Origin of the sequence: Paenibacillus sp. P3E, from assembly GCF_001909045.1 — a bacterium.
Taxonomy (GTDB): domain Bacteria; phylum Bacillota; class Bacilli; order Paenibacillales; family Paenibacillaceae; genus Paenibacillus_AQ; species Paenibacillus_AQ helianthi.
Genome location: NZ_LVWH01000001.1, coordinates 18494 through 44517 on the forward strand (window position 1 = coordinate 18494; position 26024 = coordinate 44517).

The 26024-nt window shown below is 43.9% G+C and carries 26 protein-coding genes and 1 rRNA gene; 20 read left to right on the forward strand and 7 right to left on the reverse strand.

Going from position 1 to position 26024, the window contains the following annotated elements; genetic code table 11:
- The first annotated feature begins 86 nt into the window (after positions 1-86).
- From A3842_RS00090 to A3842_RS00100, 3 genes are all read left to right on the forward strand, one after another.
- A complete protein-coding gene (locus A3842_RS00090) occupies positions 87-1031 on the forward strand; it encodes an MBL fold metallo-hydrolase (RefSeq protein WP_074100006.1) in 945 nt (314 codons plus the stop codon).
- Positions 1032-1190: 159 nt separating this feature from the next.
- Entirely contained in the window at positions 1191-1772 is a 582-nt protein-coding gene (locus tag A3842_RS00095) for a Crp/Fnr family transcriptional regulator (protein ID WP_074100007.1), read from the forward strand.
- A gap of 72 nt (positions 1773-1844) precedes the next feature.
- Positions 1845-2186 (forward strand): darcynin family protein, encoded by a 342-nt coding sequence (locus A3842_RS00100; protein ID WP_074100008.1) that lies wholly within the window; start codon positions 1845-1847, stop codon positions 2184-2186.
- A gap of 61 nt (positions 2187-2247) precedes the next feature.
- Here A3842_RS00100 and A3842_RS00105 read toward each other — a convergent pair whose 3' ends face one another.
- Both A3842_RS00105 and rrf read right to left on the reverse strand, forming a co-directional pair.
- Positions 2248-2664 (reverse strand): 4-oxalocrotonate tautomerase, encoded by a 417-nt coding sequence (locus tag A3842_RS00105; RefSeq protein ID WP_074100009.1) that lies wholly within the window; start codon positions 2662-2664, stop codon positions 2248-2250.
- Between the two features lie 85 nt (positions 2665-2749).
- A 5S ribosomal RNA gene (gene rrf, locus A3842_RS00110) occupies positions 2750-2866 on the reverse strand.
- Positions 2867-2982: 116 nt separating this feature from the next.
- Here rrf and A3842_RS00115 point away from each other — a divergent pair.
- The 8 genes from A3842_RS00115 to A3842_RS33665 all read left to right on the forward strand — a co-directional run bounded on the left by A3842_RS00115 (position 2983) and on the right by A3842_RS33665 (position 11165).
- Positions 2983-3612, forward strand: coding sequence for a TetR/AcrR family transcriptional regulator (locus A3842_RS00115; RefSeq protein WP_074100010.1), 630 nt, complete (start codon positions 2983-2985; stop codon positions 3610-3612).
- A gap of 253 nt (positions 3613-3865) precedes the next feature.
- Positions 3866-4270, forward strand: coding sequence for a VOC family protein (locus A3842_RS00120; protein WP_074100011.1), 405 nt, complete (start codon positions 3866-3868; stop codon positions 4268-4270).
- 286 nt (positions 4271-4556) lie between these two features.
- A complete protein-coding gene (locus tag A3842_RS00125; protein WP_371915969.1) occupies positions 4557-5273 on the forward strand; it encodes a response regulator transcription factor in 717 nt (238 codons plus the stop codon).
- Positions 5263-6183, forward strand: coding sequence for a sensor histidine kinase (locus A3842_RS00130; protein ID WP_074100013.1), 921 nt, complete (start codon positions 5263-5265; stop codon positions 6181-6183). The genes A3842_RS00125 and A3842_RS00130 overlap by 11 nt, the downstream gene beginning before the upstream one ends.
- A gap of 132 nt (positions 6184-6315) precedes the next feature.
- Positions 6316-8793 (forward strand): ABC transporter permease, encoded by a 2478-nt coding sequence (locus tag A3842_RS00135; RefSeq protein WP_074100014.1) that lies wholly within the window; start codon positions 6316-6318, stop codon positions 8791-8793.
- A gap of 17 nt (positions 8794-8810) precedes the next feature.
- The gene (locus A3842_RS00140; RefSeq protein ID WP_074100158.1) at positions 8811-9530 is read left to right on the forward strand and encodes an ABC transporter ATP-binding protein; all 720 of its coding nucleotides are present in this window, start codon (positions 8811-8813) and stop codon (positions 9528-9530) included.
- A complete protein-coding gene (locus A3842_RS00145; RefSeq protein ID WP_074100015.1) occupies positions 9527-10432 on the forward strand; it encodes an ABC transporter ATP-binding protein in 906 nt (301 codons plus the stop codon). Before A3842_RS00140 ends, A3842_RS00145 begins: the two co-directional genes overlap by 4 nt.
- 7 nt (positions 10433-10439) lie before the next feature.
- Complete coding sequence (locus tag A3842_RS33665; RefSeq protein ID WP_074100016.1) at positions 10440-11165, forward strand: ABC transporter permease; 726 nt, start codon at positions 10440-10442, stop codon at positions 11163-11165.
- Positions 11166-11311: 146 nt separating this feature from the next.
- Here the strand turns inward: A3842_RS33665 and A3842_RS00155 are convergent, their stop codons facing one another.
- Complete coding sequence (locus tag A3842_RS00155; RefSeq protein ID WP_074100017.1) at positions 11312-12130, reverse strand: SDR family oxidoreductase; 819 nt, start codon at positions 12128-12130, stop codon at positions 11312-11314.
- Between the two features lie 40 nt (positions 12131-12170).
- Complete coding sequence (locus A3842_RS00160) at positions 12171-12701, reverse strand: PadR family transcriptional regulator (RefSeq protein WP_074088251.1); 531 nt, start codon at positions 12699-12701, stop codon at positions 12171-12173.
- 286 nt (positions 12702-12987) lie between these two features.
- On the opposite strand from A3842_RS00160, the gene A3842_RS00165 reads away from it, so the two are divergent.
- Positions 12988-14241, forward strand: coding sequence for an acyltransferase family protein (locus tag A3842_RS00165; RefSeq protein ID WP_074100159.1), 1254 nt, complete (start codon positions 12988-12990; stop codon positions 14239-14241).
- Here A3842_RS00165 and A3842_RS00170 read toward each other — a convergent pair.
- Complete coding sequence (locus A3842_RS00170) at positions 14232-14765, reverse strand: TetR/AcrR family transcriptional regulator (protein ID WP_074088252.1); 534 nt, start codon at positions 14763-14765, stop codon at positions 14232-14234. The two genes, A3842_RS00165 and A3842_RS00170, sit on opposite strands and share 10 nt — an antisense overlap.
- A gap of 116 nt (positions 14766-14881) precedes the next feature.
- On the opposite strand from A3842_RS00170, the gene A3842_RS00175 reads away from it, so the two are divergent.
- The 3 genes from A3842_RS00175 (at position 14882) to A3842_RS00185 (ending at position 17861) form a co-directional block, all read left to right on the forward strand.
- Entirely contained in the window at positions 14882-15925 is a 1044-nt protein-coding gene (locus A3842_RS00175) for an SDR family oxidoreductase (RefSeq protein WP_074100018.1), read from the forward strand.
- 87 nt (positions 15926-16012) lie between these two features.
- Positions 16013-17119 carry a phosphotransferase enzyme family protein gene (locus A3842_RS00180; protein WP_178382269.1) on the forward strand — a complete coding sequence of 369 codons (1107 nt, stop codon included), beginning with the start codon at positions 16013-16015 and terminating at the stop codon, positions 17117-17119.
- Positions 17120-17480: 361 nt separating this feature from the next.
- Positions 17481-17861 carry a hypothetical protein gene (locus A3842_RS00185; protein WP_074088254.1) on the forward strand — a complete coding sequence of 127 codons (381 nt, stop codon included), beginning with the start codon at positions 17481-17483 and terminating at the stop codon, positions 17859-17861.
- A gap of 107 nt (positions 17862-17968) precedes the next feature.
- Here A3842_RS00185 and A3842_RS00190 read toward each other — a convergent pair whose 3' ends face one another.
- Positions 17969-19321 (reverse strand): MATE family efflux transporter, encoded by a 1353-nt coding sequence (locus A3842_RS00190; RefSeq protein WP_074088255.1) that lies wholly within the window; start codon positions 19319-19321, stop codon positions 17969-17971.
- Between the two features lie 132 nt (positions 19322-19453).
- On the opposite strand from A3842_RS00190, the gene A3842_RS00195 reads away from it, so the two are divergent.
- The 4 genes from A3842_RS00195 (at position 19454) to A3842_RS00210 (ending at position 22956) form a co-directional block, all read left to right on the forward strand.
- Positions 19454-20134, forward strand: coding sequence for a TetR/AcrR family transcriptional regulator (locus A3842_RS00195; protein WP_074088256.1), 681 nt, complete (start codon positions 19454-19456; stop codon positions 20132-20134).
- 117 nt (positions 20135-20251) lie between these two features.
- The gene (locus A3842_RS00200; protein ID WP_074100019.1) at positions 20252-21259 is read left to right on the forward strand and encodes a phosphotransferase; all 1008 of its coding nucleotides are present in this window, start codon (positions 20252-20254) and stop codon (positions 21257-21259) included.
- A 536-nt stretch (positions 21260-21795) separates the two neighbouring features.
- The gene (locus A3842_RS00205; RefSeq protein WP_074100020.1) at positions 21796-22086 is read left to right on the forward strand and encodes a hypothetical protein; all 291 of its coding nucleotides are present in this window, start codon (positions 21796-21798) and stop codon (positions 22084-22086) included.
- Positions 22087-22104: 18 nt separating this feature from the next.
- Positions 22105-22956: a sensor histidine kinase gene (locus A3842_RS00210; protein ID WP_074100021.1), complete on the forward strand. Its 852-nt coding sequence runs from the start codon at positions 22105-22107 to the stop codon at positions 22954-22956.
- A gap of 168 nt (positions 22957-23124) precedes the next feature.
- Here the strand turns inward: A3842_RS00210 and A3842_RS00215 are convergent, their stop codons facing one another.
- Positions 23125-24618 carry a peptide MFS transporter gene (locus A3842_RS00215; RefSeq protein ID WP_074100022.1) on the reverse strand — a complete coding sequence of 498 codons (1494 nt, stop codon included), beginning with the start codon at positions 24616-24618 and terminating at the stop codon, positions 23125-23127.
- Positions 24619-24864: 246 nt separating this feature from the next.
- Between A3842_RS00215 and A3842_RS00220 the strand changes: the two genes are divergently transcribed.
- Positions 24865-25836 carry a helix-turn-helix transcriptional regulator gene (locus A3842_RS00220; RefSeq protein WP_074088259.1) on the forward strand — a complete coding sequence of 324 codons (972 nt, stop codon included), beginning with the start codon at positions 24865-24867 and terminating at the stop codon, positions 25834-25836.
- Positions 25837-26024: the final 188 nt, after the last annotated feature.

Sequence of the window (26024 nt, forward strand, 5' to 3'; positions counted from 1 at the left end):
CCCTAACTTCACCCTGAAGAATCTCTTGACTTCCAGTTGACTCTAACTTGTAAGTTAACTCTACTAATTGATAAAGGGGTGCAACAATGAACAACGAGTATTTCACCATTCAACAAGCATCGGAAGGTATCTGGGGTGTTATTTCGGTTCCAGGTAGCGGTTCTCTGGGGAATTCAGCAATTATTGATCTTGGGGATTTAACCGTTGTAGTGGATACAACCAACCTGCCACATTCTGGTGCTTTGTTACGTCATACTGCTGAACAATTAACAAACAAACCGGTTAAATATGTAGTGAATACACATTTTCATGGAGATCATGTCAACGGTAATCAGCAATTTATGAAAAGCGAATTTATATCTACCGTTTGGACAAGAGATTTGCTTTCTGATATGGGTGAAGTGAATATTGATCTCATGCAGCAAAACATTCAAAAGATAATAACTAGCCTAAATCAGGTACGTTCAACGCAAAAAGATCCCCACATGCTGACTGAAATCGACTATGATCTTTCCGTACAGCGTGCCCTTTATGATGCCATCCCTTCCCTTTGCAGGGTGATACCCACGATAACTTTTGAGGATAAACTCGTTATTCAAGGAACAAAGCGAACAATCGAAGTTCTATCTTACGGAGGCGGCCATTCTTTAAGTGATGCTGTTGTGTACGTTCCAGAAGAGCAAACTTTGATCGCGGGCGATTTAATAACGACTAAGACCATTCCGGTCATACCATACGGTAATCCATACGCTTGGATACGCATCCTTAAACGCATTCAAAAAGACCTCAAGGTCGATACTGTCATTCCTGGACACGGAGAGGTATCTAATTCAGATCGAATCACGGATGTCATACGCTTTTTGGAGAATACGATCACTTATGTTTCTGGAGCTGTAAAAAGCGGGAAATCAGAGTCTTACTGGCTGGAACAAGGGGTATTAAAAGGCTATGAGGATTGGCATCTGCCCCAGTATTTCAGATGGAACTTTCGCTGGCTCTTTAACAGTATGCTTGTTCAAAACAACAGATGAGACAACAAACAGCACTGTTTGCAAAATAAATATAGAAACGAGGATAAGTATGAAGTATACCTTATAATTTACGCGAAGAGGGCACCCATCGTGTGCCTTTCGATTTCGCTCAATAGATGTTGTCACTTGCGACAAAAAAACTAGGGGGTGTTATTCCTGATGGATATTGACTACAGTGCGATAAGAGATCTTCCTCAAGCAGCGCACCTTTCCGATGAGGACTGGAACCTGTTTGAAGAACGTACACGAACAAAACGAATCCCTAAAGGAGTCACCCTAATTCAGGCGGAACAATTGGTGAAGCATGCTTATTTTTGCACAATGGGCTTATTTCGCCTGTATTATACGCTTCAAGACGGCAGGGAATATAATGTTGCCTTTACGGTGGAAAATGATTTTGCTACTTCTTATGGTGCCATGGTCATGGGGACGCCTTCTTTCTTTACAATCGAGGCTATGGAAGACTCTGCAGTTATCGAAATATCTTATGATATTCTGAAGGAGTTAATGGATAAAAGCCGTGCATGGGAACGTTTTGTGTATAAGAGTGTTGAAAGATTATATATACGAAAGGAAGAAAGAGAGCGGGAATTGCTTTACCTGACCGCGAAGGAAAGATATGACGTGTTTTTGGTCAAGTACCCTGGATTGGGCCATCGGATTCCTCAGTATCACATTGCGTCCTATTTGGGAATTACCCCTGTTTCTCTGAGCCGGATCCTTCATTCGGAAAAAGATTAACCTATGTTAATGCGAAGCCAGCGCTTTGCCGCTAAAATAAAACAAAAATAAGCAAATAAAGGTGGTAAAGAAATGCGGTACATGATGGTTGTGCTGTTGGAGTTTTATCCTTCCTGGCTTGCATTGCCTCGGGAGGAACGGAGAACATATGCCGATTCATTGCAGGAGATTATACAAAAATACGGTCAGCACGTCAAAGTGCGATTCTTTGACGCAGAAGCGCTGCCTGGAAAAGATTATACGGATTTTGTCCTGTGCGAAACGGTAGACTTAAAGCAGTACCACTATATGTGGGAAGAAATCAGAGACTCGCTCCCGTACACCAAAGGGTATATGAAAATCAAAGATGTTGTGATGGGAATAGAAAACGCGTTTCAATCGTATGAGGAAGAAGTACTGAATATGGGCCCCTAAAAACCGAATGCGAAACGTACCAAAACTACTTCATGGGGAAGGTCCTTAATGAAATGATTCCCTAGCCTTGCGAAAGCGCTCCGCCTAATTGTTCGTTAGTCAATGCTTGACCACCAATGCCCCATGCTCCATCGACTGCATGAATAACGTTGATCCAGATTTGCTCTTTTGGTAAATTTCCACCTGACATTTCATGAATGATGTCGGTCGCTTCCATGAAATACCCCTGTTGAATTTCTCGGGTATTAAATGCTGTCGCTGGGGTTTTCCATTCAATAAAAGCGACAGGCGCTTCTTTCGAGCCAGAGAATGTGTGCTCTTGCGAAATGATGTGAATGGAGCCGACAATGTTTGGTGTCATGATCTTGTTGCCGCTAAGCCCGTGCCATTCTAACATCAGGTCACTTAGACGTGAGAACGCTAGTTTCTCGGTTCCTTGGGGTAAAACACCTTCTGTAAGAGTAAGGGTTAGAGGCATGCACATACATCTCCTTTTGGATTATATTATCGGAACTGTTTCGCTATTCGGTTTTCAAGGAACAAAGAGCAGTCCTAGAGGACCCGCATGGCAACGTCCTAATCTCCCAGGACCTTGCGGTCCAAGTACCATTGGCGATGGAGAGCTTAACGGTCGTGTTCGGGATGGGTACGCGTGTGACCCCTCCGCTGTTGCCACCAAACGGATCTGTAGAAAATTTCTCGTTGCTTAATTTTGGAGTGTTCACTCCACTATTTACGAACTCATCATAACGTTGCGATTCTGGATTGTCAACTCCATTTTTGATATACTACAAGTATGGAAAACTTAACTGAAATCAAAAAGCAAGAGCATCGGCTGACAAAAAAGGGAAAAGAGACCCGCTCACGTATTGTAGCCGCTGCGGCCAAACTGATGTTTGAGCGGGGTGTTGCGGGTACAAGTGTGGAAGACGTTCAGCGGGAGGCGAAGGTAAGCGCCTCTCAGCTATATCATTATTTCAAGGAAAAGCGAGAGCTCGTTCTGGCGGTCATTGTGTATCAGACGGAGTGTGTACTGAATGCCCAGGAGCCCTTACTGAGCCATCTGGACAGTATGGAGGCGCTGCAAACTTGGCGGGATGCGATCGTACAAGTTCAGATTGAACGAAAATGTCAGGGGGGGTGTGCCATCGGCTCGCTTGTCAGCGAGCTGGCCGATACGGAACCGGCGGCTCGTACCGAACTCGTGTCCGCATTTGTGCAGTGGGAGCACTCCATTAGACGAGGACTTCGCGCAATGCATGAGCGCGGTGAGATGAGAGCCGACGGTGATCCGGACAGCCTCGCGCTTGCGCTGCTGACCGCCCTTCAGGGCGGACTTCTTCTTACACAGGTCCGCAGGGAGACGAGCCCGCTCGAAGCGGGATTGGACGCCATGATCGCGCACATCCGCTCGTTCATGGTCTGAAGTGCTGCACCTTAGGGATGTAATCACATTCCAAGGTAGGACTATTGCGGAGGTTAGACAAGCATTTCAGGATTCAGTTGAAAATCCCGATAAGATCCGCCATAGTGTTGGAACCCGAACCATTCGATTCGTGAGGAAGCCCTGGAAATTCTAAAACGCTACTGACATAACGTTGTCAGTAGCGTTTTTTTATAATTGAACATGTAAATGTAAGAGAGATAGATAATTAAAAAATTAGGAAGGATGATATCTGGTGAACTTCGCTTCTGTACGCATCATTACGGACGACGTGGACCGTCTCGTCGAGTTCTATGAGCACGTTATGGGGGTTTCGGCGGAGCGACCCGCGCCTGTATTTGCCGAACTCGTTGTGCCATCATGCACCCTTGCCATCGGCCACTCCCAAACGGCGCAGTTATTCGGCGCCGGTTCCGTAGTGGGGGCTAATAATCGTACTGTCATTATTGAGTTCCGTGTCGTCGATGTCGAGGCCGAATATGTACGCTTGAAGCCATTTGTCGATAATTGGGTAAAGGAACCGACCACGATGCCGTGGGGGAACCGTTCTATGCTGTTCCGCGATCCCGACGGCAACCTTATTAACCTCTTCGAGCCGGTGACCGAGGATGCGATTAAACGGTTTAGAGGTAGAATGTGAGAAGAATGTTTCTTTATTGAATTTATATAAGATAACAGAATCGCTTGAAGTTAATTTAGTCCAGTTGTTTAAGAATTATTATGAGGCAAAGCCCTATAGGGCCCATGAAGTCGTAAAAAGCAAAACGCACAAGCCATTGGCTTGTGCGTTTTGCTGTAGCGTATGTGTAGCACTTATTTTATGATTAATGGCAATAATCAGAGGCGGGAAACCTGGATCGGCGAGGCAATTAAATATCTTTGTATTACAGCTAAATGAATTACTAAAATTGAGGTGCACAATGAACATGGTGAAAAGAGTAATCATCGTTGATGATGATATAGAATTATGTACGGTATTGAAAAAATGCCTTGAAAGTGAGGGTTATTCCGTAGACGTGGCTCATTCCGGGCTCGCAGGAATAAACATGGTGAGAAATAATCACTATGAGCTGGTTGTGTTAGATGTGATGTTACCGGAAGTAGGCGGCTTAGAGGTTCTAGCTGAACTGCGCAGAACCTGTAATATGCCGGTTCTTATGCTATCAGCGAAAGATCAAGAAATGGACAAGGTATTAGGTCTGAAAGCAGGTGCAGACGATTATCTTACCAAGCCATTCAGTCTTTCTGAATTGAATGCCCGTGTGAACAGTTTGATTCGAAGGTTTACAGTATTCGGGGGTCGAGTAGACGATAAGGAAAGTAACCACGTTCTTACTTTTGGGAAGTTAACAATAGATCGTGAAAGACATCTAGTTTCTAAGAATGAAACGGAAATATTATTAACTGCAAAAGAGTTCGAACTGCTGAACTTTTTGGCCAGCCATCCTGAACAAGTATTTAGTAAAAGACAAATTTATCAGAACGTTTGGAACGAGGAATATGTGTATGACGATAACAATATCATGGCGCTAATCCGCCGTACACGTAAGAAAGTCGAAGATAATCCGGACAATCCTCAGTATATTCAAACGGTTTGGGGCGTGGGATACCGCTTCCACTACGAGGCAGCTTATGACGAATAATTTATTACTTATCTTTTTCATTGTTGTATTGCTTGTTTCAGTGGGATTAATAGTTCGCCAATGGCAAACTCGTAAACGTATTAAAGAAATGGAATCTATACTGGAAAAAGTATTGGAGGGCAATAATAAATTACATTTATTTACCATGCCCGGAAAAGAAACGGCGAACTTATCCTTGCAAATTAATCAACTCATGGAATCCTATCAAAAGGAACGTATTCTAGTGAACCGGGAACAACAGGCGAGAAAACAACTACTGGCAAACCTTTCACATGATGTTCGCACTCCTTTGGCTTCTGTTATTGGTTATTTGGAAGCCGTTACTGGGAAACTGGTTCATGGTAATGAGCGGGAGCTCTATCTGCAAACCGCGCTGCAAAAATCATACGACTTAAAACGCCGCGTTGACCAGTTGTTTGAGCTCGTGCGGCTTGATGCCAATGAAATTCAACTGAAAGAGAAAAAACTAGATATTTGTGAACTGGTTCGCGGTGTTGTTATCGATTTCGTCCCCCTGCTTGAAAAAAGCCATTTCGATGTGGAAACGCAAATTCCTCATGAAGAATACTTTGTAAAGGTAGATCCATCCGCTCTTAATCGTGTGATCCAAAACTTAATTCGCAATGTGCTTATTCATGGGAAATCAGGTTGTTATTTAGGAATCCACGTCTATGTAGAGAATAAGCATGTTTTTGTAGAAGTCATCGATCATGGAAACGGTATAGCTGCACAAGATATGGAGTTCATTTTTGATCGATTGTATCAAGGTGATGCGGCTAGAACAGAACATGGTGGGCTTGGTCTTGCGATTGCTTACGAACTTATGAAGAAGATGGGTGGTAACATTAATGTAAGTAGCCTGCCATCTTCACAAACGGTGTTTAAGCTGCAATTGCCATTAGCAAGATAAGAGGAGGGAATGCCAAGAGCATTTCCTCCTTTTTGTATGACTATCAGAAAAAAATCAGAATTATATCAGTGGCGTATAGAATTTACTCCTTACAATGAAATCATGAAGCACAAATGTTAGGAGTGGAATGCTGTGGGATTATTTCTGAAATTTGTTATGACATCAGCGATGGAGAAGAAGGGGAAGTTTATCATGCTTCTATTTGCTATCCTGATGAGTGCTACTTTGTTCATTGCAAGCTTGGGAGTCACAGACGTTATGATGAATAACTACATCGAGTCCTATACTCAGGTGATGGAGAACAAAGAGATTTCAATTAAAAGCAAAGACCCAAGCGTTGGAATTCAATTAGATGAGGTGAATTTGAAAGGGGTACAAGATATCGTTCCCCAATTAGAATTGAAGGGGATTTACCGCCATGACTTGGATAACAGTACAGTGACAGTCCTCGGCAGGAACACACAAGATATCATCACTAAAAACATTAATGAAAAAAGAGCACTGGACCATTTTCATGGTGCAACATGCATTATTTCACAGAAAGTGAGTCAGGATCTTCATTTGAAAGTGAATGATACCTTACAGCTTAATGTGAATCATCAGGACATAACCGTTCAAGTAGCGGGACTGTTCCTGAATGAGGGGATCTTTTTTGGAGATACCAACGAAGCGTTCCAAATGATTGTACCGTACGATTTTCTGGCTGGGCAATCGAATATGCCGGGAATGTACAACAACATTATCGCTACAGGAACAGGACCATCTACTCAAGCGTCCATTGATGAGTTTAATAGTGCCAATGAAAACTATGTTGCAAGAACAAGTTTTACGGATCAACAAGGAATGCTGAATGCAATTAAAGAAGGAAGAATCATCTGTTTTGCCCTGTTAGCCGTCGTAATGTTGCTCAGTGCGGTGATTATCTCCAGTTCTTTCAGACTCATTATTGCAGAAAGAATGCCTGTGATTGGCACTTTTTTTAGTCAAGGGGCTACGAAACCTAACATTATTAACGTTCTACTATTGGAAAGCATCCTTTTTGGCGCAATTGGCGGTGTTCTATCATTTTTAGCTGGTAGTGGAATCACCTATGGAGCAGCTTACTTTCTGTCCCCGCATAGAGAGTATGGGATATTCAAATGGCCCACAATCCCCATCTATTACTTTGTATTGGCAGTTCTGTTTGGAATCTTGTTGTCTGTGATTTCATCGATCCTCCCCATTCTGCAAATCAATAAACTATCCATCAAGGATGTCATATTGGGAGCAGCTGTAGAGAACAGAGCAGGCAATAATACAAGAAAGCTATTAGGCAGTGGCTTTCTTGTCATTTCTCTCTTATTGTTTCTTGTGCAAATAGACGGGATCGTAAGCATTCAGTGTATTCTGCTCATTGCGGGGATTTTATTAGTTCTCCCGAATCTGATTCATGTGGTAACAGCTAAGCTATATGGGATACTCAAGGACAAAGTACCTGTATTGGCTCTAGCCCTTAATAATATCCGGACTTCGAAAGAACTGTTAGGCAACATTACCTTAATGCTGATCGCAGCATTATCGGTAATTACGATCACATCCGTTGGTGATAGTATTCGAACAGTTATGACAGATGGTTTTAACAGAAATAACTTTCAGATACAGATTACGGTTCCGTCAGAAGCTGGCAATATTACGGACACTCTAATGAAAAATGAGCTGAACCGCAGTGATATAGAACAAGATACGCTTCAGAAGCTAAAAGTATTTGGAGGCCAGCGTAACGGAACAGCTTTTCAGATTGCGGGAATAGATAAAGATAAGTATTTAAGCTATGACGGGTATATTGACTGGACAAAGCCTAAGAACCTAAACATATATGAGGAATTCAAGAATGCCAAGGTACCTTCGGTCATTGTCTCAGAAAGTATGGCTAAAGCCCTCGGTATACAAGCTGGAGATAAGCTGCCACTAACGGTTAATCAAACTGAAAAGGAATTGTATGTTACAGGACTTGTAGATATGAAGATGCTGTACGGGGGCTATGTTGTATTAGTAGATAATGATGTGTTACAGCAACAATTTAATTATGTTGGTACGAATATGATTAATGCTAAGGCAACGGGAAACGATGTGAAATTAAGAGATAGCCTGCGGAAACAACTGGGAAATTATAACGTAAAGGTAGTGACGTATGAGGAACTAGAAAGAGCCAATATTGCTGAAAACGAAAAGACCATTGCGGCATTTAGCCTGTTCTCATTGATGGCCTTGGTCATTGCGTCGTTCGGTGTATTAAACAACACCAAAATCAGTTATTTAAACTCAAAGAAGAACATCGCTCTGTTGCACGCAATCGGGTTAAGCAGACAACAGAAGAATAGGTTATTGCTGTTCCAGTCTATTTTTGTGGTGCTTTGGGTGATGCTCCTGCTTATCCCTTGTTCCTATGCGATGATATTTCTGACAAAAGACTTACTGAGCCTCATCGGAATGCTATATGATATCAGGCTAAATCTAATATATGTTCCGTTAGTATTAGGATTCTTGCTAGTTTTAATTGTCCTTTCCACACTTCCAGTCCTCTTAAATGGCAAGAGATTTTCAATAATTAATGAAATGAAATACGAATAGAAGGATAGGTGAGTGTGGTGAACAACAGCATCGAAATCATAAATTTAAATAAATCATTCTATATGGGCAAGGAAGAGGTACAAGTATTAAATGATCTGAGCTTTTCGGTAGAAAAGGGTAGTTTTCTCTCCATCATGGGACCTTCAGGCTGTGGGAAATCTACATTGCTATATTTGCTTGGCGGCCTGGATGACCCAACTTCTGGACAGATTATAATCAATGGAAAAGACATAGGTAAATTAAAGGAAGATGAAAAAGCAAAGATGAAACGCAGGGACGTAGGCTTTGTATTTCAATTTCATAACTTGGTGCCTAATCTGTCGGTTGAGGATAATATCCTCCTGCCCATTATATTAGATGGTAGGAGTGTAAAGGATTATCGTATAGAATTGAAGGGAATTCTTGATTTGATAAAACTGTCTCATAAGAGAACAGCAACGCCCAGAGAATTATCAGGTGGGCAGCAACAAAGAATTGCCGTCGCAAGAGCCTTGCTGTTTCAACCGGAGATTATTCTTGCTGATGAACCTATAGGTAATCTGGATTCCCACAATGGTGCTACTATTATGGAGCTGTTTCAGAGTATTAATAGGGAGTTCGGAAAAACGATTATTCAGGTTACCCATTCAGAAGCATCTACGCTATATGGCGACTCTGTTATTCATTTAAAAGATGGCGTAATTGAGTCGCAGGAAACCCTACGACCCTGCGGGAGAGGAGTGATTACTACTTTATGATGGTGTTAGAAACCAATGGATTGACCAAAAAATATAATGACCAGCTTGTAGTAAATAATCTCAATATGCATGTGCGGCAAGGGGAGATTTATGCTTTACTTGGCCGTAATGGTGCCGGAAAGACGACAACTTTAAAGATGGTGATGGGTTTGGTAAAACAAACCCGTGGGGAGATTACCGTTTTCGGTGAAAAACTGACTACGTCCAATACAGGAGGATATAGAAGGATCGGGGCACTTATTGAAGCCCCGGCCTTTTATGAAAACTTAACGGCTATAGAAAATTTGAACTTGATTGCTTCTTTGCGGGGTATCCATAACAAAAACGCAGTGAACAACACATTGGAATTAGTAGGATTGGAGAAAGATACAAACAAGAAATCAGGAAAATTCTCTTTGGGCATGAAGCAACGCCTTGGAATTGCATTGGCCTTAATGCATGATCCTGAATTTATTATTTTGGACGAACCAACGAATAGCCTTGACCCGGCAGGTATTCAGCAAATGCGTTCACTCATTCTCAGGCTAAGTAAAGAAGCAGGAACGTCCATACTCATTTCTAGTCATATTCTAAGTGAGGTGGAACAGCTTGCCGATACCATAGGAATTATTCATCAAGGCTGCCTAGTTGAAGAAGTCCCCATGAATGAAATAAGACGGCGTAATCGCCATTTTATAAAAATGGTAGTATCCAACACAGCCTTAGCCGTACCCATTTTAGAGAAGCAGTTAGGGATTACCGATTTCGATGTTGAAAGCGACTATATTCTAAAAATTTATGAAATAGAAAGAAACATGGAGGACGTAAACAGGTATTTTCATGATGCCCATATTGGTGTTAGCGAAATCAGCATGAACAAAGGGAATTTGGAAGAATACTTTATGAAAATAACAGGGGGGTGAACTAATATTGTTTAGATTCATTCGAGCTGAGTTTATGAAACTCAAAGGCTCCAGTATAATCTGGGTTTGCCTTGCTGCTTGTTGTCTTCTTCCGTTAATCGGTTTTGTTGTAAATCTAGAGGCATCTACTCAAACCACATGGGTCTCCTACTCCGCTCAAAATTTATGGTTGGCAATATTACTGTTGTGGCCATGCGTATTTGGACTTATTGGTACTTATATCTTCACAAGGGAATCCATAGAGAATACATACCGGAACCTGTTTATCATCCCTGTTGGTCGTGTACGATTAGCCCTAGCAAAATTAGCTACACTACTTCTAATTATTTTAGCGATGGCCTCTCTATCCTATATGCTTAACTTTCTTGGCTTATTTATTGGAATCCCTTTTGAAACGGCTCCATTCTGGGATGGACTGATAACCTATTTAAAGTCTGGCTTACTTATGTTCTTTAGCCTTTTACCCGTTCTATCGGTCGCGGTAATTTGCCGTAAAGGTTATCTTATCGCTATTTGTGCAACGATGATATACACAGTGTTATCTTTTGTTGGAGTCTGGTCATCTATGCTATCCTCTATCTTACCTATCGTTACAATTCTGAGGGTCGTCCAGGTTACATCCATTAAGATTGAATATGCATTTCCCATGAGTGTTTCATATTCTTGTATGGCGGCTATTAGCGTTGTTTCCGTGGTCAGTATTTTATGGGTACTAAAAAAACAGGATTTATAGGTTGTTATCTTTATCAGGCGAATGCGCAGCAGGCATGTGTTCGACGATGATACAAACGGCGACTTCGGGGTTTTGGGCGATCTGCTGCATCTTGCCTGAGGTCGTGTAATTTATTGCAGAACGATCATTTCAAATTCCCCCCTTTTTCAAGAAAAATGATGAGCGATATTAGTTAAATACTCTGTTTCATCCGTATTTTCTTTCATATGAATGAGCATCTTGGCATCTTCTCCAACTACATATCGGAATTGACTTGTACCGTCTGTGGCCGCTTGGTATATGGTTTCGGCAACAATTTCTGGAGGCGAAGCGTATGCCGGGTGTTTTTCCATCTCAGCCAATTTACCCCGAAACGCAGTAGTAAATGGCATATAGTCTGTTAGAGCATCATCAAAAAAGAATTCCATTGATCTTCCACCAAAGTCCGTATTAATAGCACCTGGTTCAATCAATTTTACTTTGATGTTTTGTGATGCTAATTCATAAGATACGGACTCAGAAAAACCCTCCACTGCAAATTTGGATGAATGATACAGAGACATCGTAGGAAAGGTTACTTTCCCTCCCATAGAAGAGATATTGATCAGCAAACCTTCTTGATTCGATCTAAAATGTGGTAGCATGGCTGTAGTCATACTGATAAGACCAAAAACGTTCACTTCAAACTGTCTTCTAATCTGCTCATCCGTAGCTGCTTCAATAAGACCCATTGTTCCATATCCGGCATTATTGAGAAGAACATCAATTTTACCAAACCGCTGAGTCGCTTCCGCTAACGCAGATTGAATCGTATCTTTTTTCTCGACATCAAGCCTTAGCACTAACACATTATCTAGTGAATTGAACTCAGTTTCTTGTTCAGGTGAGCGCATCGTGGCTACAACGTTCCATCCTCTTTCGGCAAAATGTTTTACTGTAGCTCTCCCAATGCCCGATGAAGCACCCGTGATAAAAATTGTTTTCATAAAAATTCCTCCTAAAGTTTTGGATTCACTACATTCAGTTCTACTCTTGCACTAACTTCTCCAGGCTTACCAATCCCTCGGCAATGGTCGTAAGTTTAGCCTTATATTCTTCTATCCCAATTTGAATGCAGATGATCTGCGCTGGATGCATTTCATCTTTATGAAGCGAATATTGCTCTAATAATTGATCTAATTTTGTGTGTGATTCCTCTTGGACTTGCTTCAACCAAATAATCACCTTGTCATACCCGACGAATTCACCAAAATATAGCCTCATCATAAAGTCAGATTTCCTGATGCTGTCTGCTACTAGCGGAGCCAGTAAATAGGCTTTAAAACGTTCTCTGCCTTTAGGCGTTATATATATAAGATTTTTGTTAGGCTTACCATCCTGGAGCACATTTTCCTTAGTGATCAACCCCTCCTTTTCCATTCGGGCAAGTGTGGGATAGATCGTTCCATAACTAGAACTATAGAAATTAGAGAATACATTTTCTAATAACTGTTTTATTTGGTATCCAGTCAACGCTTCTTTCATAAGCGTCCCTAAAATAACATCCTGACTGTTCAAAATTGGACCTCCTTGTAGTTTGGGGGAATTTGTATACCGCGATCAAAATATATCACAGTGTTATATATCGAGTCAATACATACTGGTTCAATATATAAAACATTCTTTCCCACTGAATAATACAATCATTGAAGGATTTTCCTGTGATTTCTTGAAAGATAGGAGTACCTGAAATCGATGTACGGCGCTATTGGAAATGGAGAAGTGGGCACACGGATGTGGTGTGCTAGGCTTCGCGGGCGATCATCCGTTTGGGAATCATTTGCGAAAAGGGGAAATTGAACTGATGTCAAAGATTCGGTTAGGCAGTACCCGATTAACTGGAGCGGATGGCATTCGTGCGATCGCTTGCCTGTCCGTCATCCTGCATCATTTGTCACAACGGCTGATGATGCCCGCACAAAAGCCCTGGTTTCAGGATGTGCAATCGGTTTTCTTGCTAGGGAACAGCGGGGTTAGCTTGTTTTTCTTGTTAAGCGGATTTTTGCTGTCATCCCCCTTTTGGAGCGCTTACTTAGAGAATGAGCCGTATCCTAGTATCCGGACGTATGCATTGCGCCGTGCTGCAAGAATTATGCCCGGCTTCTATGTATCATTCATGGTTTGTCTGTTGCTTGTGTGGAGGCTGGACATTCCTACGGAGTTCATGTGGCGGCGAATCCTAACGGGGGTCACGTTCACGACGGGTTTCCACTATACAACGTTTTTCCCGTCCGACTTGAATGGGCCACTCTGGTCGATCAGCTTCGAGGTGTTTTGCTACGTGCTTATGCCTTTGTTAATGGCGATATTGTTTGTGCTCAGCAAGCGGCGTTCGTTTGGAAAAGCGATCTTATTCTGGGTCATCGCGTTTGGATTGGTGCTTGCCGTAAACGCTCTCATCCATCAGTGGTTTACGCCAAGCGAGCAGGACCGGGGCTGGGATTATGGCCTAATTGGTGGTGCGAAATTCTGGATGCCGAATTACAATCCCGTCGGATTCTTCGGCCACTTCTCGATCGGCATCCTGGCCGCAGGCGTAACGACCGCGATCATGCAGCGCGGCACTGCAGTAGAACGGCTCCGTAAGCTCGGGGTGTTCGACGCCGTTGGAGCAGCCGCTGTGGGGCTTGCCAGTTTGCTGATCTGGCGTATGCGCCACCAGGGCGAATTTGACTTCAGCCTCCAGCAGCAGCCATACTACTTCCCGGCTTATGCCATTTTGTTCGGAATCGTACTGCTGTCGGCACCGTTCAGCGTGATCGTAGGCCGCTTGCTTGATAACCGCTTTTTCCGGTTTACCGCAAAAATTTCGTTCGGTCTGTATATTTGGCACTATTTGTTCATTACGTTAATCGAAAAGTACGGCATCCAGGATTACCACTATTCCGGGATTAGGGACGTCTGGCGATGGCTCGGCATCAGTATATCCGTCGTCGCAATCTCGTATGCGGCGGCCACGATATCATATTATGTCATAGAGCAGCCGTTCATCAATTGGTCAAAGGGCAAGCCGTTCTTTCGGCACAAGCGGGCGGATACACACTCCTTTTATTTATGAAAAAGCCGAATGAGGGATGAGATTTCTTCTAAGGTTTCCTTTTGACCATTTTTGATCCACATCACCCAAATTTCAAACACACCGGCACTCATGAAGTCAATCCAATAGCTCCGTTTCGCACCTGTCCAGTCCGGGAAGGGAATGATCTCATCATAGAACTGGGCAATATGGTGCTTAAAGATTTGATACAGCAGCTCTTTGTAATCATTATCAATGGCTGTGTGGAAATCATTGGATAGGGCATGGAAAAAATTCGTCAAATCTGTTACTTTCTGCTCATGGCTGGTCTGAAAGGCAATTTTATTAAAGATATCTGCATATTTAGGTTCATAGTACTCTTCTAATACTTGTTCAAGACTTTCGTAATTCCTATAAAATGCCATTCGGCTGACGCCGGCTTTCTTGACGACTTCTGAAATGGTTAGTTTGGATAATGGCTTTGTCTGTAAAAGCTCCAGTAATGCAATAGTAATCCATTCTTTTGTGTCCCTTTTTATATTTTGGGCGTGCTCCGTTGCTGCCATAACACTTCCTCCATTCTGTCACAGATGTTTGTTGTCCACTTGTTTTAGATCCTGTTCGGTCCTAAAATAGTGTACATCCGTTACAGTTGTAACGTCAATGGAGAGGAGCGCTCGAGATGCCACAAAATAACAATCCCTTGGTGCTTGTGACCGGAGGTTCGGGATTCATAGCTGTTCATATCATTTTGAAATTACTAATGCAAGAATATCGTGTGCGGACAACACTTCGTACCATGGGCAGACAAGATGAAGTAAAAGCCATGCTAAGGTCAGGCGGGGTGACTAATTTTGCAGGTTTGTCATTTATTCAAGCGGATTTATCCTCCGATATGAACTGGGCTGAGGCAGTGAAAGGCGCGGAATATGTCATCCACGTGGCTTCTCCGACACCCAATATAATTTATAAAAATGAAAATGAAATGATTGGGCCCGCACGTGAAGGTGTTCTGCGAGTGTTGCGGGCGTCACGTGATGCAGGGGTTAAACGTGTAGTGCTAACTTCTGCCTTCGGGGCGATTGGTGTGGGACATAAGCATCATAAAGGGCCTTATACCGAAAAAGATTGGTCCAATACAGACGCAAACATTCATCCCTATCAAAAATCGAAAACACTCGCAGAAAGGGCGGCTTGGGACTTTATCCGTCAAGAAGGAAATGGATTAGAACTGGCAACGGTAAATCCCGTTGGTGTAATGGGGCCCATTCTAGGCAATGATTATTCTCATTCCAATGAGACCGTTCGCCAAATGATAGAAGGCAAGCTAAAGTCTGTCCCTAAAATTTATTCGGATTATGTAGATGTCCGGGATGTTGCGGAGTTGCATATATTGGCTATGGTTCGCCCCGAAGCAAGCGGGGAGCGTTTTATAGCTTCCAGTGCGGAGAATCTGTCGATGCTCGATATTGCAAAGATCCTGAAGAAGCATTTAGGGGAAGATGCGAGAAACATACCCATCAGCGAGCTTCCAAATATCGCGGTACGTATTGTGGCGGTGTTTAACCCTAAATTGAGAATGATTGCAAAACTCCTGGGAGAAGATATGTCCACTAGTAATCAAAAAGCCATACAATTACTTGGCTGGGCACCGCGTCCGGCTGAAGAAGCCATTATAGCAACGGGTAGGAGCATGGTGAAAATCATCAAAGGGCAGATGAAGTAATCGAGAGCACAAAAAGAAGCTTGGCTTTAGGTCAATTTAATTATACTGAAAGTTTACCTAGAATTCGCATGGTGCGGCAGGTAAAATATGTTAAACAGTTTTTTTACTGGAGGAGATATTATAAATTATAACGAGGTTGTTGAAATCAGTGATGCATATTTACTTCCATTTGTATCAGAGTTGTACGGATTGGAAGACTACGAAATGAAGCCGGTTAAGGAACATAAGAGAGGGCGTAATGTCGTTTATACCTGTGTGAAGGAAGGCACTGATGCAAAAATACTCAGAATCTCCTTCATAAATGACAGAAGCCGTGAAGATTTTCTAGGTGAACTTGAGTATGTCAGGTATTTATTCGAGCATGGCGGCAGTGTCTCGAATGTAGTCAGTTCCCAGAAGGGGAATCTGCTGGAAGAGATAACTCATAATCATCACACCTTTTTTGTCTGCCTGTTTGAAAAGGCTAAAGGAAAAATGCTTGTGGAAAACCATTATCGGTATCGGGAAGGCGTTCCTCTTTCTGAATACTATTATAACTGCGGTAAAGTTCTGGGGAAGCTGCACGAATTGTCAAAAGGGTATGTTCCAGTCCATCCCCGGTACAGTTTTTTTGATAAATACAATGCCGAATATATCGATAAACTGATTCCCAACTCGTTATCTTTGCTTAAGGAGAAGTTGTTAGGGCTCCTTAAAACCTTGGAAGGGTTGGACAGGAACCCTGAGTCGTTCGGTATGATTCATTTTGATTATAACGATGGGAATTATTTTATTGATTTTGATACCGGGCAAATAACCGTTTATGATTTCGATAATTCTTGTTTCGGTTGGTATATGTTTGACTTGGCCAGTATCTGGGGTAACGGAATGGGCTGGATACAATCTGAACCAGACACCGGTAAACGCAAAAAATTTATGGAGGATTATTTTGAAAGAGTCCTCGCGGGATACAGATCCGAAACCAGGCTTGATCATTCGACGTTGAATAGTTTGCCCTTGCTTATTCAAGCAAACCTCATGGAGGGTATTATAGATGCATTCGAGGTCATGCGAAACAACGGCGAAGAGCCGGAGTGTGATGAGGAGCTGTCCTATAATATAAAATGCCTGGAAGACGATATCCCATATTTCGGTTTTTTCCATGAAGTTTATTCGTGTGAAGAACCCTTTGAGTATGAGAAACGAAATATGTAGTCTTTTTGTAGCATCCTTCGTATTACAAGTAGAGGCAAGTTTTTTGTAGAAAAGCTCACGGGAGCCTGTATTTACATCATACCGATCATAGGAGCAGGGTACGTTACTCTCCAGTCGGGATGATATGTAGATATTTTTCCTGTGGGCTTGTTTATGTTACAAATGACACTTGAAGGGACTTTACTGTCCCCGGTGGGTCTTAGGTATGGTCGAAACAAGCGCCAGACTGGGACTATGCGACGATTATTTATAGATTAGCGGATAAAATGTTTTCATGGCGGGAGCTGCTGGGTAATAGAGATAATTAGAACTTTCGAATTGGCTGAATCTGGATGGGGAGCCACGGAAATGGGGGGAGATCATGGCGGCACAGACAGTGTCAGGCATCAGCCCGGTACAGGCCATTGCAGCTTATGGTGACACACAAAGCGATGTCAGTTCCATGGAGAAACAGCGGAACCGGTTACTGATGGAACTGGACAAGGTGAATGAAGCGCAGGGCGGAGAGATGCAGACGCCTTATCGCCGGGAGCAGCTGCAGCGGCAAATTCGACTGCTGGAGGCCCAGCTGGTGCAGAAAAGCGGAAGCAGCACCTCGGTCCATTTTGTACCGGCTCCTCCGCTTCAAGACCATCTCCCGGTCTGGCAAACGGAACGAATGGGAGGACTTAAGGGCATCGTACTAACCGATCCACGGACGGCGACGGTCAACGCAGAGGGCCATTTCAATGCGTTGATTTAGACAAGAAGGCAAAGGTGCGAAAAGTATCCGGTGATGCACCGGCTTTTTGCACCTTCTTTTTTTAAAGAGAGAACTCCGGAATTGGCTGATTTGGGTGAATATAATTTCTACTGTACCAAATAGTCTAATTCCGGCTGTAATTTGTTCCGCAGAACATACAGCATGAAGGCACCGACAAGGAATGCGGCGGCATCCGCAATGACAAGCGACCAGACCACCCCGTGGAAGCCGTTCATTTCATTGGCGATATAAAGCACAGGAATCAGTGTAACGCCTTGAATGATCGACATAATAAATGCGGCCGTTCCTTGCGCTGTTGCCTGGAAGACCCCGGTGAACAGAGTGGTCATTCCTGTAATGAACAAGGATAAGAACGTCACATGCAGAATGTAGCTGCCCATTTCAATTAAATGCGGGTCATTTGTAAATAGCCCAATTAAATGGTCGGCAACGAAGTAGACGATGATACCGAATACGGCTGCTAACCCCACAATCGCTTTGATCGTAAATCCAATGGTATTTTTCATGCGCAATTTATCCGCTGTAAAAGAGAAGGCAATGAGCGGTACGACCCCCTCGCATAAGCCCATCAGAATAAACTCAGGAAATTGCAATAAACGTGATGAAATTCCGTAAGCCGCGATGGCTGCATCCCCGTATTCGACAAGAAAATGGTTGAAGATCAGCGACATTGCCCCCAAAAAGATGCTCATAATAAAGACGGGAACCCCGATTTTGAATACATTGCCCAGAATGTCTTTGGTAGCCTTAAACCATTTTACGGAGATCGTTAAAAATTGGCTTTTATTTCTCATATAGAGGGCAAAGTATACACTCGCAACTATGTTGGAAACGACCGTAGCTGACGCAACGCCGATCACGTCCCAATGGAACACGAAAATGACGAGCGCATCGAGAATGATATTTACAACAACACTTAGAATCATCCCGGTCATCGATGTGATGGCTGCACCCTCCGAACGCACGATATTCTCCAGCGTGAAGAATAATACAACGAATGGTGAACCTATAAGCATAATAGTGACATAGTCTTTCGTAAATCCGAAGGAGTCAGGTGTTGCCCCCAGGCCATGAACGATGAGATTGATGAGCGGGAGGCCCACGGCCATCGCGATAAGACCGAGAACTAAGCTGCTGTAAAAAGCGAATGAAGACACATGCTTTACGTCATCGTACTTTTTCTCACCTAGCATCCGGGAGATGTAGGTACCGCTGCCCATGCCAATCAAGTTGCCTAGCGCCATAATGATTGCGAATAGCGGCAAGGTTAGCGCGAGAGCGGTTAACATAGCAGTATTATGCAGTGTGCCAAGGAAATAGGCATTCAAGAGGGAGTATATAACATTCATTGATGTGCCTAGCATCATCGGTACAGCGAAGTGAGCTACGGCCTTTGCGACCGGTGCTTTCTCAAAGTAATAGAGGTTTTCTGAATCCATGTTGGATCACCACTTTCTTTTATTTTTACAGTCTAACGGTGTTAGATTGAACCTTACAGTGTTAGATGATATCATGAAGCTATAGACCTGTAAAGCATAAACTTACACTGTTAGATAAAAGGGCGGATATTGATGAAAAAGAAGCAGCCTCAAATTTCGGAGGACAGGATTCTGGAAGTCTCGTGGGAGCTTCTTGGGGAGGAGGACATCGAGAAATTCAGCATGAGACGACTGGCCGACAGGCTGGGAATTCAGGCTCCTTCCCTGTACTGGTACTTCAAGAGCAAACAGAATCTTTACCAGCGCCTGGCCAATCAGGTATCGAAGGTGATCCTGGAGGAATTCGATTCCGAGGGGGATTGGAAGGAGCAATTGACAGGGCTTGCAGTAACCGTAAGGAACGTGCTTAGCCGATATCCCTGCTCTACGCAGCTCATGATGATGACGCTGCCCCACGAACCGGACATCATCCGGTTCACCAACCGTATGCTGCTCTGCGTGGAATCGACACCGCTTGACCAAGCGCAGAAAATGCAGGTGGTTACTACACTTGTGAACTATGTCTTCTACTTCGTTCTAGACAACTATCAGCATGAGCGCAATGTCACCGCGATCCTTAAAGACCAGGGGGCGCCTCCGGGTGAGGAGCTGATCCGGCTCATGGATTCCATGGGGGAGGCGGATGCAGGACTGTTCCGGAGGATGTTTACGAACGGGCTGTTCGAGATAATGGGGACCGACGGGGCGTTTGAGTTCGGCCTGAAGCTGATTCTGCTCGGGATTGAGCAGGTGATCAAGGAGCAGGAGAAGTAGAATGTCATCTGGAGAGTTCGACATCATAACAGATTGCCAAAAAACTTCATAATTCTGCTACGTTCTCTACGCAGTTTCGCTGTTCGGGGCGGAGGGATTTGGAAAGGTTGGTTTTAAATGCTGTTGATGAATGAGGAGCAAATAGTCAACGAAATCGCGGTCTGGCTGAAAAAGCATTTTTCGGCTGAGATGTTGTCCGCCGAGCGTGTTAGGCGTGGGCTATTGAACGAGAAGTGGATTGTTGAGACGAACAAGGGGTGGCTGTTCGCCAAAAGCTATCACCCTGAGCGGTTTAAGATGGGTGATCCGGAATTTCGCGTCAAGATTGAAAATGCACTGCAACTGCAACTTCTTTTTTATCAGTCGGGTGGACCGTGTCCTGAGCCGCTGACACTGGAAGGGAGCTGCATGCACATCCTGCCATGCGGAAGGTACATGACCGTCATGACGTGCTGTCCGGGCGCTATGGTGCCTGCTGGCATGATCGGTGAGCATAGGATGCACGCACTCGGACGGGCTGCCGCGGATATGCATACCGTCTGGGATTCCGCGGCGGCGTTGGGGCTGGGAGCAGCAGCGCCACCGGAGGAACCAGTTTGGCGGTTGTCTCGCGAGGAGATGGAGCGCACCTGGGAGGTGAGTTGGGATGCGGCGCGTGACTCGTCTGAGCGTGTCCGGAATGCGTTGCAACTACAGAAGGCGGTTGCTGATTCTCTTGGAGATGATGACTTTACGCCTCTGACTGCGGGCTGGGCCCACCTCGATCTGTGGGCAGACAATCTGCTTTTCGAAGGAGACGCTCTGGCAGCCATCGTTGACTTCGACCGGGCACGCTACTCGTTTCCAGCGCTGGACCTCGGGCGGGCTGTCCTTTCTGGCACGCTCAGCGAGCGCGGATTCTGCAAGGATGCAGTGGCCGCTTTCACTGAAGGCTACCGTAGTGTGCGGCGGCTACCGCCGGGCTCGCTTTTGAGGGCAATCAAGTATGTCTGGTGTATCGAATCGCTTTGGTGGATGCAGCCATCGCTCGAATCGTCCAGCGCGGTACCTGTCCGTTTTGCCGAAGAAATGATTCACATTGCGGAGCGGTGGGAGCAACTCGACGCTCTTCTTGGGGACATTTAGCTGGATGTATATACAATAGATTTCAAAGCCTCTGGAATACCTTCCTCCAGATCCTTTAGCAGGTAAAGTTGGTTCCATGGTATATTGAATGTACAAAGAAACCTCTCCTTTTGTAATGGTTGGTCGCACTTCCATTTACCAAAGGAAAGGTTTCTTTTTTGCGTTTCTTTAAAGACGGTAGATCCATATCCCCCTTAACTCCAAAACCAAGGGGCGTTATCCATATCAAGAAAATATTCATAAATCCATAGTTGTGAAATTATTTATTTTCCGTCTTTAAAACACTATAGTCTCTCAGTTGAGTAAGATCTTGAGAGAGTGCAATACGATAGAGTTTATTAGAAGCAGTTGTGACATCAAAGGTATGTGAAATTACGGCGAATGCATCAGAAGATATCCACTGATAGGTTATAGATTTAATAGGTTCAGTTAAATAGCCTTTTTTGGTGATAAGATTTTCTACTTTTGCATACGAGCCATCAAGAGTAAATTGTTTAGTACCAGCATCGAGTCGTTCAGATATGAGTTCGTATAATATGCAATATGAGGTTCAAAAAATATATTTGCAGATTTATAAAGATAAAATGAATGTATATTCCAGTTTACCTATAGAAGCAACATTGAGTGGTACAGAAATGAATGAAGAAAAAGATATAACGGAGATAAGTGTTGTAACACTAAATGGGGAAAAATACATACGAGTATTCGGGTACTTACCAGAGCAGTATAGCCAATATGCATTAGTCTATTATGCAGACATAACAGGTATAGTAAATGATTGGGAGAAGATGAATAACTCTTTATTTATTGCAGGTATTGTTATTTAAGGAGTTTTAAGTATATGCTTGTTTATTTTGTTAGAGTATCTTTTTGAACCACTAGAAAGAATTTCATCTATTTCAAATAAAATTGCCAATGGTGTATACAAAGAAAAGCTGGAGATTAGTGGTGGCGAAGAAATTGCAGAGGTTGTACAAAGTTTTAATATGATGACGGATAAAATTCAATATCAGATGGAAGAGCTTGAGAACCATGCGAGAGAAAAGCAGAGATTGATAGATGATTTGGCACATGAATTAAGAACTCCATTAACTGCAATCTATGGATATGCTGAATATATGCAGAAAACGCATTTAAGTGAGGAAGATAAGTATGCTGCAACCAATTATATTTTATCAGAGAGTAAAAGGTTAAAAAATATTTCTGAAAGTTTATTGGAACTGGTAATCATACGAGAAGAAAAAGAAATAGAAAAGGTATCAATTGATATAGCACAGTTGTTTAAAAAAATTCATCAAACCGAAAATATTAAGCTCAAAGAAAAAGGAATAGAATTAGTATATTACAATGAGTTGAAAGAAATAAAAGGAAATGAAGATTTAATAGAAAGTATGATTGTGAACTTAGTAGACAATGCAATAAAGGCATGTGGCACAAAAGGTAAAATTACAATGAGAGCTTATTTTGAAAAAGAGAAAAAAATTATTGAAATAGAAGATAACGGAAAGGGAATGACAGAGACGCAGCTCCTTTTGGTGACAGAAGCATTTTATAGAGTAGATAGGGCAAGAAGCAGAAAAGAAGGGGGAACGGGACTGGGACTCACATTATGTGCGCAGATTGCTAAGAAGCATCATGCAGAGTTATCTTTTTCTTCAAAGCCTAATGAGAAAACAATTGTAAAGGTGATTTTTTAAGAATGTTAACTTAAAAGAGGCTAAGTCGCCTGTAGGGGTCATAAATTCTATGAACAAGCCTTCAAAAAACAGGGTCAGTGCTCTCTCAATAGTATCAGGCGGTTAACCATAAAAAATAGAGGAGCACCACAGTAAACGGGTGCTCCTCACTAATCTGAACAGGTGTTTTTATTGTATCCCTTTCATATACCCCTGAATTTTCGAGGAGAACGAGTAGAGCAGAATACTGAGGAGGATTGCCGCTCCTCCAATGACACCAAAGTATACCATCTCAGTCTCAGGCGAATAAAATCTGACAATCTGCGCATTAATCGCTTGGGCAGCCGCATTGGATAAGAACCATAAGCTCATGGTCTGAGCGGAGAAGGCGGAGGGCGCTAGTTTGGTCGTAGCTGATAGGCCGACAGGAGACAAGCATAATTCCCCCACCACAACGATGAAATAGCTAAGCACGAGCCATAAAGGATTCACCAGGGAGTTCTCACCGCCAAAGTAAGCCGGCAAGAGGATCACCAGGAAGGACAATCCGGCAAACAATAGACCCAAGGCGAATTTCTTCGGTATCGTGGGCTGCCGTTTCCCAAGCTTCACCCATAACCAGGCGAACAGAGGGGCTAACGTGATAACAAACAAAGGATTTAAAGACTGAAACCAGGCTGGCGAAATATGAAGTCCGGCAAAATGGAGTTCTGTACGTTTATCTGCATAACTGGCAAGAATGGTTGATCCTTGCTCTTGAATAGCCCAGAACATAATCGCTGCAATAAACAGCGGAATATAAGCAACGAGTCTTGAGCGTTCCACGCTGGTTGTTCTTGGACTACGGAACATGACAATGAAGTATAGGGTTGGAATCAGAATCCCCAGAATCCCTACGATCACGATAAAGGATTTAAACGTTAACAGGCCTAATGGAATCGTAACCGCAACGATAACAGCGAGAAGTACTGCACTTGTACCGAATAAAAGAGACACTTTTTTACGTTCCGCGCTTGATAACGGACTTGCCACTAAAGTGCCTGCAAGACCGAGGTTTTTTTTCTTGGTAGAGGCAAACATGATTAATCCCAGAAACATCCCGACGGCTGCAATACTGAAGCCCAGGTGGAAATTGTAATCCATGCCGATGGTTCCTACAATTAGCGGAGCGATGAATGCCCCCAGATTGATGCCCATGTAGAAAATACTGAAGCCTGCATCCCGGCGCCCATCATCCTCGCTGTACAGTTGACCTACAATACTGGATACGTTAGGCTTCAGTAGGCCTGTACCCAGTACGATTAAAACCATGGAAACAAAAAACAATGAAATACTTCCCGGGATAGCCAAGGTGATATGCCCTAGCATGATTAAGATACCGCCGTAGAATACAGCCTTCGACGCTCCGAATACCCGATCCGCTAACCAGCCGCCAATAATCCCGGACATATAGACAAGTGAACCATAAATAGACATAATGGCGAGAGCGGTGCTCTCCTCCATGCCGAGTCCGCCTTGACTCAGTTCGTAATACATATAATAAACAAGGATAGCTTTCATTCCATAATAGGAAAAGCGCTCCCAAAACTCTGTGAAGAACAGAGTAAACAACCCTTTGGGATGTCCGAAAAACCCCCGTTGCGGAACACTCTCCACGATTCTTTGTTTGTTAAAATCGGCCATGCTGATACTTCCTCCCTTGGTGGTAACAAAATTGTGTGTTCAAAGTATCATCCCTTAGTAAGAATACCCATTATGAGACATTTTCAACTTTCAGAGGCCCATATTAGATCCCACAGCGGATGCAAAAAAATTAGTATACAACATTGGGTGTAAGGTTGGATGTGACATAACTCCAAGAATGGAATCGTAGTAGAATTACACCATACTCAAATCAGTTTCAAGTACTCGAGGAAAGGGGGGCTCCCGGTGGCGAAGTGGGATAACATGCTGTCCATGCTGTGGATGCTGCGATCTGGAAGGAAGCTTACCGCTGCGCAGATTGCGGACAATTTGGAGATCAGCGTCCGCACCGTGTACCGGTATATAGACGCATTATGCGCCAGCGGTGTGCCGGTTGTTGCGGAGTCAGGTCATGAAGGCGGTATTCGCATTTTGGGGAATTTCAAGGAGACGCCATTGTTCTTCAACTCCGTAGAGCTGAAGGCACTCATGGATGCATTTAAATTTGCGCAAGGCGCGGGCTATCCCTATACAGAGGAGCTGGAAAGCGCATTGAAGAAGGTGGAGAACGGACTACACGAGGAGCAGCGCCACGATCTGTCCCTTCAGATGAGCGGCTTGGATGTAATCTCTCCGGTGCGTCCGCCTTCCGCCGTTCTGTTGCTCAAGGAACTGGAGCAGGCGGCCAAGGACGGGCGAACGCTCCACATCGCCTATCGTAAAGTGAATGCGGAGCTGGCGAGCGAACGTGACATCGATCCGTACGGGTTGGTGTACGACCGAAACGAATGGTACGCTGTCGCGTTCTGTCGGCGGTCGCAGGCAGTGCGGACATTCCGCGTGGACCGCATTGCACGGCTGGAGCTGACTGAAGCGCGGTTCGAAAAGCCAGAGCGTTTCTCTGCGTCCGTCTATTTCCGTGATCAATCCGAGCGGAGACGGGAGGCGGATGGACCGCTGACCGTTATCCGCATTGAGGGAGAGCCTGGCACGCTGAACGCGGTTTGCGGCCACTGGCATCTGCGTCACTATTTAACGGAACGGACCGATCGGGAGGCACGGTTTCTACTCGACGTCCCGACGATGAACAAGTACCTTCCGATGTACCTGATGACGTTCGGCACAGCCATTCGCATTCGGGAACCGCTGGAGCTGAAGCGCCAGATCCGGGAAATGGCATATGGAGTCGCAAAACATTATGAAGACGGTCCGGATTGAACTTCGCTGACAATGATTGTCAGTGAATCCGGTATACGATAGAGTCAAGGCTGCGGTAGTGGCAGCCAAAACAACGAAAAAAAAGGAAAGGTGGATTCATCCATGGTTCAGCACGCGCATCCATTGTACGAATACTTGCCGTCACAGCCAGTGCAGACCAAGTATAACTAGGGATGAATGTTGTCTGA

Excerpts from the sequence above, each read along its gene's own strand:
- A3842_RS00090 (WP_074100006.1), top strand. The coding sequence starts at position 87 with ATGAACAACGAGTATTTCACCATTCAACAAGCATCGGAAGGTATCTGG.
- A3842_RS00095 (WP_074100007.1), top strand. The coding sequence starts at position 1,191 with ATGGATATTGACTACAGTGCGATAAGAGATCTTCCTCAAGCAGCGCAC.
- A3842_RS00100 (WP_074100008.1), top strand. The coding sequence starts at position 1,845 with ATGCGGTACATGATGGTTGTGCTGTTGGAGTTTTATCCTTCCTGGCTT.
- A3842_RS00105 (WP_074100009.1), bottom strand. The coding sequence starts at position 2,664 with ATGCCTCTAACCCTTACTCTTACAGAAGGTGTTTTACCCCAAGGAACC.
- A3842_RS00115 (WP_074100010.1), top strand. The coding sequence starts at position 2,983 with ATGGAAAACTTAACTGAAATCAAAAAGCAAGAGCATCGGCTGACAAAA.
- A3842_RS00125 (WP_371915969.1), top strand. The coding sequence starts at position 4,557 with ATGGTGAAAAGAGTAATCATCGTTGATGATGATATAGAATTATGTACG.
- A3842_RS00130 (WP_074100013.1), top strand. The coding sequence starts at position 5,263 with ATGACGAATAATTTATTACTTATCTTTTTCATTGTTGTATTGCTTGTT.
- A3842_RS00145 (WP_074100015.1), top strand. The coding sequence starts at position 9,527 with ATGATGGTGTTAGAAACCAATGGATTGACCAAAAAATATAATGACCAG.
- A3842_RS00155 (WP_074100017.1), bottom strand. The coding sequence starts at position 12,130 with ATGAAAACAATTTTTATCACGGGTGCTTCATCGGGCATTGGGAGAGCT.
- A3842_RS00165 (WP_074100159.1), top strand. The coding sequence starts at position 12,988 with ATGTCAAAGATTCGGTTAGGCAGTACCCGATTAACTGGAGCGGATGGC.
- A3842_RS00170 (WP_074088252.1), bottom strand. The coding sequence starts at position 14,765 with ATGGCAGCAACGGAGCACGCCCAAAATATAAAAAGGGACACAAAAGAA.
- A3842_RS00175 (WP_074100018.1), top strand. The coding sequence starts at position 14,882 with ATGCCACAAAATAACAATCCCTTGGTGCTTGTGACCGGAGGTTCGGGA.
- A3842_RS00180 (WP_178382269.1), top strand. The coding sequence starts at position 16,013 with ATGTTAAACAGTTTTTTTACTGGAGGAGATATTATAAATTATAACGAG.
- A3842_RS00185 (WP_074088254.1), top strand. The coding sequence starts at position 17,481 with ATGGCGGCACAGACAGTGTCAGGCATCAGCCCGGTACAGGCCATTGCA.
- A3842_RS00190 (WP_074088255.1), bottom strand. The coding sequence starts at position 19,321 with ATGGATTCAGAAAACCTCTATTACTTTGAGAAAGCACCGGTCGCAAAG.
- A3842_RS00195 (WP_074088256.1), top strand. The coding sequence starts at position 19,454 with ATGAAAAAGAAGCAGCCTCAAATTTCGGAGGACAGGATTCTGGAAGTC.
- A3842_RS00200 (WP_074100019.1), top strand. The coding sequence starts at position 20,252 with ATGCTGTTGATGAATGAGGAGCAAATAGTCAACGAAATCGCGGTCTGG.
- A3842_RS00205 (WP_074100020.1), top strand. The coding sequence starts at position 21,796 with ATGCAATATGAGGTTCAAAAAATATATTTGCAGATTTATAAAGATAAA.
- A3842_RS00215 (WP_074100022.1), bottom strand. The coding sequence starts at position 24,618 with ATGGCCGATTTTAACAAACAAAGAATCGTGGAGAGTGTTCCGCAACGG.